Genomic DNA, 11,825 nt, shown 5'->3' on the forward strand with positions numbered 1-11,825 from the left:
ACAATGTAGTGTTTTCAGAATTTGGTAATGACGCGTTTAGCCCTCTTAAGTACCTCAGATAAAACTGGGTTGGTTGAGTTAGCCCAGCAGTTAGTCAATGAATATGGTTTTACCCTGGTAAGTAGTGGAGGGACTGCGGTAACCATAGAAAAAGCTGGATTGCCTGTCACTAAGGTGTCAGACTATACCGGGTCCCCGGAAATTTTAGGCGGACGAGTCAAGACTCTTCATCCTCGCATTCATGGTGGGATTTTGGCTCGTCGAAGTTTAGAGTCTGATGTACAGGACCTAACCGAGAACAATATCCAGGGGATTGATTTAGTGGTGGTGAACCTATATCCCTTTGAAGAGACCATTGCCAAACAAAAAGCTCAGGGAATCACAGATCCAGACCAAGCATTGGCAGATGCAGTCGAACAAATTGATATCGGCGGCCCCACCATGATTCGGGCAGCTGCCAAAAATCATGCCCATGTGACCGTGTTATGTGACCCTCAGCAGTATGCGTCTTATTTACAAGAACTGAAACACGGGGAAGGAGAGACGTCGCTGCCATTTCGACAGGCTTGCGCCCTTAAGGTGTTTGAGCGAATGGCGAGTTATGACCGTGCGATCGCAACCCACCTCCGCCAATCCCTAGCTACTACCGATTCCCAAACCCAGCTCTCCATCTTGGGTACAGCCAAACAAACCCTTCGCTATGGTGAAAATCCCCACCAAAATGCCGTTTGGTATCAAGAAAGCGATACGGCTTCGGGATGGGCTGCTGCTCAACAGCTCCAAGGAAAGGAACTCAGCTACAACAATCTGGTTGATTTAGAAGCTGCTCGGCGTGTAATCGCTGAATTTGCTCAGGCCGAAACCCAACCCACGGTAGCGATTCTCAAACACAACAACCCTTGCGGCGTCGCCCAAGGGGAAACCCTGCTCCAGGCTTATGAAAAAGCCCTAGCCGCCGATTCAGTTTCTGCTTTTGGCGGTATCGTGGCTATGAATCGTGCCATTGATACCGATACGGCCCAGGTGCTCACCAAAACCTTTTTGGAGTGTATTGTTGCCCCTGAGTGTCAACCTGAGGCTGCGGCTGTCCTCCAGGCCAAGTCGAACTTACGGGTGTTGGTGCTACCGGATTTGGTCAGTGGTCCCGCGGTTACGGTAAAAGCGATCGCAGGGGGGTGGCTGGCCCAAGCCGCTGATGAAACCTTAACGCCCCCTGCTGATTGGCAGATTGTTACCCAAGCGAAGCCTACTGAGGCTCAGTTAGCGGAACTTCTGTTTGCCTGGAAAGTGGTCAAACATGTCAAGTCCAATGCCATTGTGGTGACCAAAGATCACACCACGTTGGGGGTTGGTGCAGGCCAAATGAACCGAGTGGGCTCGGTTAATATTGCTCTGCAGCAGGCAGGGGAAAAAGCTCAAGGTGGAACCCTAGCTAGCGACGGTTTCTTCCCCTTTGATGACTCGGTCCGCACAGCCGCCGCTGCCGGAATTACGGCTATCATTCAGCCTGGTGGCAGTATTCGAGACAAAGATTCCATTCAAGCTGCCGATGAACTGGGAATTGTGATGGCCTTTACGGGCACCCGTCATTTTCTCCACTAATCCCTTCGGGAATCAGACCGTTTGGAGTGATTGCTGCGATCGCAGTCCCTTTTTCTGAATCTGAACAGATTGTTTTTGCCCTAAAGTAACCCCTCGACGTCCAGGCCGAACGGGCTGTTTATTCAGTAAGGCAAAATCACACTGGGTTAGAAGTGTTCCCAACACAATCTTCATCTCATACTGAGCCAAGGCCGATCCAACACAGCGTCGAACCCCTCCTCCAAACGGCAAAAACTCATAGGGAGAAAACTTCTTCTCAAGAAACCGCTCAGGGCGGAACTGTTGGGGGTTGGGGTATAAATCTTCCCGCTGATGGATGAGATAAATACACCCCATGATCAGCATGCCGGGATCGAGCTGATAGCCACATAGCTCCATTGGCATCTCCACTCGCCGAGGGAATGTCAGCATCGCCACGGGATGAATTCGTAGGGTTTCGTTACAGACTGCCGTGAGATAAGGGAGCTTGAGAAATTCAGACGGATCATTTGGATTCGTAACAGCATCCAGTTCAGCCATCAGCTTACCCTTCACCTCTGGCAAAGAATGGATCCAGTACATTGCCCAAGTCAAGGCTGTCGCCGTCGTTTCATGACCGGCAACGAGTAGCCCCATCATTTCATCCCGCAGCTCTTGATCAGTCAGACCGTTACCGTCTTCGTCCCGAGCCGCTAACAGTAAAGACAGAATATCGACCCGATCCGGGTCAGGATTGGCCCTTCTTTCCGCAATTTCAGCAAACAGTAGTTCATCCGTTTGAGCTGCAATTTTAAGTAGTCGGCCTCCGGGACTCCAGGAACCGTAGTCTTTTTGTAACCAAGGCAGGAAAACGATGGCAGACGCCAAAGGGGACCCCGTCATATCTAATCGAATCCGCAGCAATTGTTCCAGCTGTTGATAGCGCTCGCCTTGATGTAGCCCAAAAACAGCCTTTAGGATGACCTGCATCGTGATTTTTTGCATGATTTCACGGGTATTTCGGGACTCATGCAAAGGCCATTGCGTGATTAAGTCATTACTAATTTGCTGAATAATTGCCCCATATACGGTGAGTCGCTCTCCATGGAAAGGGGGCAAGACCAATTGTCTTCGGTTTTGATGTTGATTACCACTCAGCAACATCATGTTCCTTTTACCAACCAGGGGCTCCAACAATTTGTTGACATCCCCCGGTGAGGTAAACTCCTTCCTCGTATCGTGAGTGAGGATATACTGAACAGCTTTGGGATCATTAACCATAATTAAAGGCGCGGAGTTGCCCCAAAGAACACAGGCTTCAAATAGGTCACCGTACCGTTTGAAATTTGTCTTCATATAACCCACTGGATCAAAGATCCACTGAGTCGATTGAACGGGCGTCGGTGTTTTGGGAGAAGGCAAGGTTTGCATAGGTACTGTTCACTTGCATCTGGTGTGTTATGGCTGCATTCTATCAAAGCTAATTAGATCGGGTAGGAAGTTGATTTTGCTTCATCTCAAGAGATTGAGCGTATAGTAATGAAGTCAAACAGCCGCACAGGATATTATGAGAATTTCCGGTACTTTTTTGGATGAGATTACCCACGACATTCCATCCAATAACTGGGGAAGAGCCGAATGGGCCGAAGATTTCCGAATTATGAAATCTATCGGTATTGATACGGTAATTATGATTCGAGCTGGAGTCGGTCGAACTGCGGTTTGTCCCTCCCAGGTACTGTCAGAGCAGGCTGATATTTTTCCGGTCTATGAAGATCTAGTGGAGTTGTTTCTAGACCTAGCCGAAGAAAATGAGATGGCCTTTTTCTTTGGCACCTATGATTCGGCAACTCGACCGTCGAGGGAGCGCACCTTAGATCAAGAGGTGCAGTTGGGTAAAGACTTTATCGATGAAGTCTGGCAGAAATATGGACATCGGTCCGCCTTTAAGGGCTGGTATCTCACCTTTGAGCTGGGCAAGATGGAGAAACATCGGGTGGAATGCCTGAGGCAGTTGGGTGCCCACTGCAAAGGGCTTTCTCCGCATCTGCCGAATATGATTTCCCCCTATTTACATGGCCGTAAATTAGTCGATGATCCGATCTCCTTGGATCAGCATTGTGAAGACTGGAATGAAATTCTAGGGGTATTAGCAGGTGCCGTTGATATTGTTGCTTTCCAAGACGGGCAGGTGGATTATGATGACTTGCCGGATTTTCTGAGGGCAAACCGTGAACTCATCACTAAACATGGGATGCAGGCGTGGTCCAATGTGGAAAGCTTTGATCGAGATGTTCCCTTTGACTTTCCGCCTCTAGACTGGCGGAAACTGTGGTGGAAAATGCAGGCGGCAGAACAATCTGGGGTGGAGAAGCTGATTACCTTTGAGTTTTCCCATTTTATGAGTCCCAATTCTTGCTGGCCAGCGGCTAAGAACCTCTTTAATCGCTATTGTGACCACCTAAGAAAAGCGGGGGAGTTAGATTGAATGTCCGCTTTTGAGGAATTGGGGTAGCTTGCAGCCTCTGGGGGAGTTAAGGGGGATAAGGATGCACGCAACCCACGACTCACGTCTAACACGAATAGAAATCTTCTCTCAACCCAACTTAAATCCAGCTTTTAGCCCTTATGTATTTTCGGTTGATATCTAGTGCAATACTGCTCATCAGCGGGCTGGAAGTACTGGTTTATTACAGTCCTTTGAAATTCCGTTGGCTCCTGGCCCTCCTAGTTGAGCTGTGGCCCTATTGGTGCGTCATCCCTTGCTTAAGTTTTATCCTGGTCGTCGCCATCCCGAAGCTGCGACAGCAATCAGCTCGCTTGAGTATTGCCACACTCATCCTAATTTTGATTGTGGCTCCTGTGATTAATTGGGTCGGTCTTCCCCAATTGGGGTCAACTCCTGATGGGATGCGGGTAATGGCTTACAACATCTGGATTGACAATCCCAATACCGATGCGATCGCACAATCAATTCAGGGTGAAGATCCAGATATTTTGTTCCTGTCAGAAGTCAGCAAACCCATGATGGCCGAACTGCAATCTCGGCTGAGTTATCCCCATGACTATCGAACGGAAGGTAGTAATAATGCCCTGTTCAGTCGATATCCGATCCTGGAAGCGACTACGAATGATTTTGGGGTTACGACCAAAGGCCGAACCTTTAGCCTGGTGGCAAAATTGCAAGTGGAGGGTAACCCAGTAACGATCATTGGGATTCACCCCCCTGTGCCCATCATTCCAGGATTTTTTCATATCCGGAATCGGCAATTGGATACCTTTGCCAAAGCCAGTCAATCTATAGAGGGAAAGCTGATCGTTTTAGGGGATTTTAATGCAACCCCTTGGTCACCGTATTTTCAGCGTTTTGAGCGAATTAGCCAGCTTCAAAATTCAGGTCATCGCCAGTGGATTTGGGCAACGTGGTATTTCAATCAAACCCTGACTACCCGATATATCAAAATCCCTTTGGACCACATCGAAACGCGAGGTTTTACCGTTCTCAAAACCTGGACGGGGCAGACAGGGGGCTCCGATCACAAGCCAATTGTTACTGTTCTAGAACCGACCTAGACAACCACGCGCCTTCTAAGCCGCCAACTTTAAGAAGTCTTGTAGCTCTGCAATTAACCACTCATTCTCTAAGTTATCCAAATCCCCACTAAACTGATAAGTCTTTAAGCCAGTCCGGATCTGGCAAACTTTGGTTGTGTCCTGCCACGGTAATCGTTTAATAATCCAAGCGACCTGATCGATATCAGGGGTTCTACCTGAAGTTTGATACTTGATTCCCAGCAAGGACCAACGAAGCTTAAAGTCGGTTCGATTGATTTCCAAATGGAACCGTCTCATCCGAAAAATCAGATCAACCCCAAACACAACACCTGTCCCTACAAAAGGGAACGCACAAAATATACAGATAATAAAAGCTGCAATATTATGATTGGCAATTGCTGACACTTCTGGTGAGAATGGCAACCACAGGATACTACTACCAGCTACCAATAGAACAACACTGAGAAGCGCTTTGATTAAATCATCGAGACTAAGCCAAGTGATAGGGACATCAATGATCATGCCATCGCCCTTGCGTTCCAACTTGACTCTGCTTCCGGTAGGTTGACGAACCATTCCACTTTTACAGTCTTCAATGGCTTTTTCACCCTTGAGAACAGCCAAAGCCTCTGCTGCAGATTCAAATCGATCCTCTGGCATGGGAGCCAGCACCATCTCTAACCAATTGGCAAAGGCCGTAGATACCTCAATCTCATCGCGAAAATCGATTTTAAAGTGATGTTCCGGTAAAGCAGTGGGAGGTCGTCTTGTCAACAAAAATAACAGTGTCCCTGCCAACTCATATAAATCCGTCACCGGGGTTGCTTTGCCCCGAAATTGTTCTGGAGCCATATAGCCATAAGTGCCAACCACAGTGCTGCCATAGGTTTCTGAGCCATACTCGCTAACCTGAACCGCTCCAAAATCAACAAGAACAATCTGTTGATTATCCTGCTGAATCAAATTACGAGGTTTAATATCTCGATGAATCACAGGCGAGGGCAGGCTATGGAGATAAGTCAAAATCTCCAAAACCTGTTCGGCAATCTGTTTGGCTTCTTCTTCGCTAGCTCGCCAACCCTCGTGGACCAAATCGGCGAGGGAGGTGCCTTCAGCTAGGTTTTGGACGATATAAAACTGCCGATCTTCAGGCAGGTCAACTTGGAAATAGTCGAGGTAACGGGGGATAGCTGGATGATCCAACTGAGATAGAATTTGGGCTTCTCGCTCAAACAGTTCTATTTTTTTCCAGCTTTCTGCTTGGCGTAACTTTAGAACTTTTAAGGCTACCTGTCGATCCGTAAGCCGATCTTTCGCTCGATACGTAATACCACTTCCACCCTGTCCCAAAACGTCTAAAATCTCGTAGCGCTGAGCAATGTGTTCACCGGACTGGTGAAGTAATAATTCCATTTTTTAAAGAACTTGTTGATATTTCTATTTTAACTCGTGAAAAAATAATCGCTATTTTCAATCCTTTACAGGGCAACTGATTTGAGTTCAGCAAGCTCGATTATTTCAAAACAAACTGAGCTGGGTGGAAGGAGGTGTGAGTTGATTCCACGGTAACGGTGGAATCGCGATCTGTTCCTGTAAAAGCTGTTGAAACAACTGGGCAGTTCTGGGGGACTGTTCTTCCAAAGGACAATGGACAAAGAAATAAGTATCAATTCCTTGTCGCAGCCACGTCTGCAGAATATTGATCCAATTTCCTAGAAACACATCATTTAATTCCCTTTGCGGATGGCTGATATAGCGAACCACCGTAAAGGGCGCTGTGGTAACAGGCTGCAGAGGTAGCTTCGGTTTACGCCGTTGAGAATGCACTTGTGGATCGTCCGGTCCTTGATAAATGGGACGCGAATCCAGCAATACTCTGCCAATTTGGAGTGAACTCAACAAATCATTGAACTGATTTGCATAAGGCGGCTGAAACCATTGCGGATGCCGCACTTCCACAGCTATGGGCACATCAGATGGCTTTATCTCTGTCAGGAACGTTTCTAAGTCCGACAATTGTTGTGGACCATAACTGGGAGGAAGCTGAACGAACAGCGGCCCCAAGCGAGGGCCTAAACCTTGCATAAGCTGGATAAACTCAACCGCCTCATCTTTATGGGGGTGTAAAAGACCAGCATGGGAAACGGTGCGGGGAAACTTGGGGCAGAAGCGAAAGGTGTCTGGGGTTTGTTCCGCCCAGCGACGGACCGTTTCAGGAGATGGGGTGGAATAAAATGTAGCGTTCACTTCAACCGTAGTTAACCGTTCAGCATAAAGCGGTAACAACCGACTGGAGGAACTGCCCTGGGGGTAAAAATCCCCTAGCCAACCTTTATAGGCCCAAATGGCGCAGCCTAAATAGAAATTACCCTTGGGTTCAGATAATGATGCAGTCATGGTTTCCCCCTACAATTGGAGTGTTTGCTTCCTTGAGACCCGTTTCTCAAGAGGGAAATCTCCTTATTATCTCACCACAAATCAGATGAGCATTGTAACGCTGCAGGGAATTCGCAAGGATTTTGGCATCAAGGAAATTCTGCGAGAGGCCAGCTTTAGCATTGAACCCGATGACAAAATTGGTCTGATCGGTGTGAATGGATCCGGCAAGTCCACGGTCCTAAAGATGATTTCTGGGATGGAATCTATTGATGGGGGTAAACGCCAGGTCAACTCAGGGGCCACCATTGTCTATCTGCCCCAACAACCCGATCTGGACGACGAACGCACTGTGCTTGATCAGGTGTTTAATGACAGTAGTGAGCAGATGCAGCTCGTCCGTACCTACGAGGACTTGTCCCATCAAATGTCTCAGGTGGAGGGAGCCGAACTTGAAAACCTGATGGCGAAGTTAGCTGGAATATCTGCCCAGATGGAGACGACGGGGGCCTGGGAACTGGAAACCAACGCCAAAATTATTTTGAGCAAGTTGGGGATTACGGACTTTGAGGCTAAAGTCGGAGATCTCTCCGGTGGCTATCGCAAGCGCATTGCCCTGGCAACTGCTCTGCTCTCAGAGCCTGACTTGCTGTTAATGGACGAGCCCACCAACCATCTTGATGCGGAATCGGTGGAATGGCTACAGAGTTATCTCAAGCGCTATCGAGGGGCGCTGTTGTTGATTACCCACGATCGCTACTTTTTGGATCAAGTTACCAATCGGATTCTGGAAATTGATCGGGGGGACTTGTATACCTTCTCTGGCAACTATTCCTATTACCTAGAGAAGAAGGCGTTGGCTGAAACGGCAGCCGCTAAGAGCCAACGTAAACACCAGGGCATTCTGCGGCGGGAGTTGGAATGGCTGAAACGGGGGCCAAAGGCCCGCAGTACTAAACAGCAGGCTCGGATTGACCGGATCCATGCTATGCAGGATCAAACCTTTAAGGAAGCTCAGGGCAAAGTCGATATCGATACACCGGGGCGTCGGATTGGCAAAAAGGTGATTGAGCTTGCCCAGATTTCCAAGGGCTATGGTGATCGAACGTTGATTCAGGATTTTTCCTACGAATTTAGCCCTGAAGATCGCATTGGCATTATTGGTGGCAATGGCACTGGCAAATCCACCTTAATGAACATTATGACTGGGCGAGTTGAGCCAGATAAAGGGCAAGTCGAGATAGGCACTACGATTCATATCGGCTACTTCGACCAACATTCAGATGATCTGGTGGCCGCAGCCAATCAGGAGCAGCGAGTGATTGATTACATCAAAGAGGTCGGGGAGTTTGTCAAAACGGCGGATGGCAGTCAGATTTCAGCCTCCCAGATGCTGGAGCGATTCTTGTTCCCAGGTAATCAGCAGTATGCCCCCATTCACAAGCTATCTGGAGGAGAAAAACGGCGGCTTTTTTTACTGCGGATACTAATGAGTGCCCCCAATGTGCTGATTTTGGACGAGCCAACTAATGATTTAGATGTTCAGACTCTAGCCGTTTTAGAGGAGTATCTCGAAGACTTTAATGGTTGCGTCATTGTTGTATCTCACGATCGCTATTTTCTGGATCGGACCGTAGACTATATCTTTGCTCTAGAGGATTCTCAAGTTCGCCGCTATCCCGGCAACTATTCTATTTATTTAGATATCAAGCAGTCTGAAGCAGACGCAGAACTGAGCCACCCCAAGGAAAAAGATAAGTCTGCTGAATCCGTCCCCGAAAAAGCAAAGGGGAAGCCCCAATCATCTTCTCGATCACGTCGCCTGTCTAACTACGAGCGCCGAGAGTTTGCCAGCCTAGAAGATAAAATCCCAGAACTGGAAGCAAAGAAAGCCAAATTAGAGAAAACCCTATACGGTTCACCTCCCAGTGATTTTTCCGAGGTGCAACAGCTTTCTGATCAACTCGCCACCTTGGAAGCAGAGATTGAGACTGCCACAGAGCGCTGGATGGAGTTAGCCGAATTGGAATCGTAGGGTTAAGGAATTTTTATTTAACGATCAGGAAATTTTTCCTCAGGCTTGACAGCGCTCTATGCTTGAAGAGTGCCAAATTCCCATTATCTGAGTAAGATAAGAAGCGGCATCCGCGCAAGCATAATCATTTTCGTCATCAAAAACAATGGAAAATCCATCTCTCCGTGAACAACCTCGCGAACAGAAAGCTCCGATCATGGAGTCCCGACAAGATGCATCCATCCTGGGATGGCTGGAAGGATCGGGGCGGTTAATGGATCGAGATACCCAGGAACGGGCCAAAACGGTCTTAGAAGAAGAGGAAAGCGAAGAAATCAATGCCCTGATGGGGGGCGATGACGATGCGGATGACGATGAGGAATAAGTAAAAAAACATGGTCCTTGCAAATAAGACCACTGCGTCAACTCGATCTGGGGCTGGCCGTAATTTGTATTGGTTATTACTCCTGTGTCTCAGTGGAGTCGCTTTAGCCACGGATATTTACTCCGGCCGTATTGACACCCCTGCTTTAACGATTGTGGCCCCTCTGTGGACTAGTACCCTTGTGGTTACGCTATTGGGATTTTGGGCAGTTCCAATGTTGCGATCGCTCAAAGCATCCCAAGTCATCCAAGAAGACGGTCCCCAGAGTCACCTAAAAAAGGCAGGCACCCCCACCATGGGCGGCATTTTCTTTATGCCGGTGGCTTTGGTATTAGGTTGGGCTTGGGTCGCCGCCAATAGCGTTAATTTACTCGAAGTATCTGCAGCAGTCCTCCTTACCCTCTGTTTAGGTTTGGTGGGCTGGTTTGATGACTGGCAAATCCTGCGCAAAAAATCTAACAAGGGTATCTCGGCAAAGTTGAGATTGGGCATCGAATTAGGCAGTGGTCTGATCTTTGGATTGTGGCTCTTTTTAACCCGCTCAGACATTAGTGGGTTGGCTTTACCCTTTGGGCTTAGCCTTCCAATCGGCGTGCTGTTTTTAGCTATCTCTACCTTCGTTGTGGCAGCAGAAAGTAACGCCGTTAACTTAACGGATGGTATGGATGGATTAGCGGCGGGCACTAGTGCGATCGCATTCCTCGGACTCGCCCTTGTGGTTGCACCGAGTTGGCCAGGACTGATGATCTTCTGTGCCTGCTTTTCAGGAAGCTGTTTAGGATTTTTGGCCCACAACCATAATCCGGCCCAAGTCTTTATGGGTGATACCGGATCGTTAGCTTTGGGCGGTGCTCTAGCGGCTGTAGGATTAATTACCAATACCTTATGGGCATTACTGATTTTGAGTGGACTCTTTCTAGTAGAGTCCCTATCCGTAATTGCCCAAGTGACCTACTACAAAGCCACTAAGGGGCCTGATGGGGTGGGCAAACGCCTTTTCAAAATGTCCCCCATTCACCACCATTTCGAGCAATCTGGCTGGCCCGAAGTCCGGGTTGTATCCACCTTTTACGCTTGCGTTGCCGTTTTAGCGGTGGCGGCCTGCGGCCTGAATGCCCTCAGCTAGTTTCTCTATTACACCTATTAAAACTGATCTTTCATACCCCGTAGCCGTGCAAAACACTGGACCGGGGTATTGCTTTTGGTATGGATAATTAAATGGGGCTGATCCCACCGCAGAAAGGGGTTGGTCTGTTTTTCCAAGCCAATATCAGAGGGAACAGTCGGTTGGGATAGATTCCGAGCGTTTTGCACCTGTTTAAAGCGATTTTTTAGGTGTGAATTGTCTGAATCTACCGTCAGGGCAAACTGCAAATTTTTGAGGGTATATTCGTGGGCACACCAGACTCGGGTGGTCTCCGGTAAGTTGCGCAGCTTGCTTAAAGAGTCCACCATCTGGGCCGGAGTGCCCTCAAACAAACGTCCACATCCCCCTGCGAACAAGGTATCGCCACAAAACAGTTCCCCCCATTCTTCTCCTGTCGTAGGGGGGAAGTAATAGGCAATATGGGCTCGGGTATGGCCGGGAACAAAGTAAACCTCAGCCCTGCGATGAGCAAAAGAGACTTGATCGCCTTCTTTTAGAAAGTGTTGCTGGCCGGGAATCCGACCTCGATCCTGCTCTCCTCCATAAACAACGGTGTTGGGAAAAGCCTGGAGGAGGGTTCGATTGCCCCCCACATGATCCGAATGGTGATGGGTATTGAAGATGGCGACCAGCTCAGCCCCCAACTCTGCCAATTTCTTCAGTACGGGCTGAGGATCGGCTGGATCAACCACGGCGGCAATATTCTGCCCAGGATCATGGAGGACAAAAATGTAGTTATCGGAAAAGGCCGGTAGTCGGTGGATTTGCATGGGCGATCGCAAAATTCT

10 protein-coding genes are annotated in these 11,825 nt (G+C 48.5%); 6 read left to right on the forward strand and 4 right to left on the reverse strand.

Annotated elements, in window-relative coordinates; translation table 11 throughout:
* Nucleotides 1-27 precede the first annotated feature (27 nt).
* Nucleotides 28-1,602 (forward strand): bifunctional phosphoribosylaminoimidazolecarboxamide formyltransferase/IMP cyclohydrolase, encoded by a 1,575-nt coding sequence (gene purH / locus AM1_RS26125; protein WP_012165938.1) that lies wholly within the window; start codon nucleotides 28-30, stop codon nucleotides 1,600-1,602.
* Between the two features lie 12 nt (nucleotides 1,603-1,614).
* Here purH and AM1_RS26130 read toward each other — a convergent pair whose 3' ends face one another.
* The gene (locus AM1_RS26130) at nucleotides 1,615-2,991 is read right to left on the reverse strand and encodes a cytochrome P450 (RefSeq protein ID WP_012165939.1); all 1,377 of its coding nucleotides are present in this window, start codon (nucleotides 2,989-2,991) and stop codon (nucleotides 1,615-1,617) included.
* Between the two features lie 136 nt (nucleotides 2,992-3,127).
* On the opposite strand from AM1_RS26130, the gene AM1_RS26135 reads away from it, so the two are divergent.
* Nucleotides 3,128-4,048: a DUF4434 domain-containing protein gene (locus AM1_RS26135; RefSeq protein WP_012165940.1), complete on the forward strand. Its 921-nt coding sequence runs from the start codon at nucleotides 3,128-3,130 to the stop codon at nucleotides 4,046-4,048.
* Nucleotides 4,049-4,188: 140 nt separating this feature from the next.
* Nucleotides 4,189-5,133, forward strand: a complete 945-nt coding sequence (locus AM1_RS26140) for an endonuclease/exonuclease/phosphatase family protein (RefSeq protein WP_041660544.1) — start codon at nucleotides 4,189-4,191, stop codon at nucleotides 5,131-5,133.
* Nucleotides 5,134-5,148: 15 nt separating this feature from the next.
* Here AM1_RS26140 and AM1_RS26145 read toward each other — a convergent pair whose 3' ends face one another.
* Both AM1_RS26145 and AM1_RS26150 read right to left on the reverse strand, forming a co-directional pair.
* Entirely contained in the window at nucleotides 5,149-6,528 is a 1,380-nt protein-coding gene (locus AM1_RS26145) for a serine/threonine protein kinase (protein ID WP_012165942.1), read from the reverse strand.
* Between the two features lie 105 nt (nucleotides 6,529-6,633).
* Nucleotides 6,634-7,512, reverse strand: a complete 879-nt coding sequence (locus AM1_RS26150) for a DUF72 domain-containing protein (protein ID WP_012165943.1) — start codon at nucleotides 7,510-7,512, stop codon at nucleotides 6,634-6,636.
* Between the two features lie 85 nt (nucleotides 7,513-7,597).
* Here AM1_RS26150 and AM1_RS26155 point away from each other — a divergent pair, with 85 nt between their 5' ends.
* The 3 genes from AM1_RS26155 (at nucleotide 7,598) to mraY (ending at nucleotide 11,016) form a co-directional block, all read left to right on the forward strand.
* Nucleotides 7,598-9,526 (forward strand): ABC-F family ATP-binding cassette domain-containing protein, encoded by a 1,929-nt coding sequence (locus AM1_RS26155; protein ID WP_012165944.1) that lies wholly within the window; start codon nucleotides 7,598-7,600, stop codon nucleotides 9,524-9,526.
* 145 nt (nucleotides 9,527-9,671) lie between these two features.
* Nucleotides 9,672-9,890, forward strand: coding sequence for a DUF3134 domain-containing protein (locus tag AM1_RS26160; RefSeq protein WP_012165945.1), 219 nt, complete (start codon nucleotides 9,672-9,674; stop codon nucleotides 9,888-9,890).
* Between the two features lie 10 nt (nucleotides 9,891-9,900).
* The gene (gene mraY / locus AM1_RS26165; protein WP_012165946.1) at nucleotides 9,901-11,016 is read left to right on the forward strand and encodes a phospho-N-acetylmuramoyl-pentapeptide-transferase; all 1,116 of its coding nucleotides are present in this window, start codon (nucleotides 9,901-9,903) and stop codon (nucleotides 11,014-11,016) included.
* Nucleotides 11,017-11,033: 17 nt separating this feature from the next.
* Here mraY and gloB read toward each other — a convergent pair whose 3' ends face one another.
* Nucleotides 11,034-11,807, reverse strand: coding sequence for a hydroxyacylglutathione hydrolase (gene gloB / locus AM1_RS26170; protein WP_012165947.1), 774 nt, complete (start codon nucleotides 11,805-11,807; stop codon nucleotides 11,034-11,036).
* Nucleotides 11,808-11,825: the final 18 nt, after the last annotated feature.

Origin of the sequence: Acaryochloris marina MBIC11017 (assembly GCF_000018105.1) — a bacterium.
GTDB lineage: Bacteria > Cyanobacteriota > Cyanobacteriia > Thermosynechococcales > Thermosynechococcaceae > Acaryochloris > Acaryochloris marina.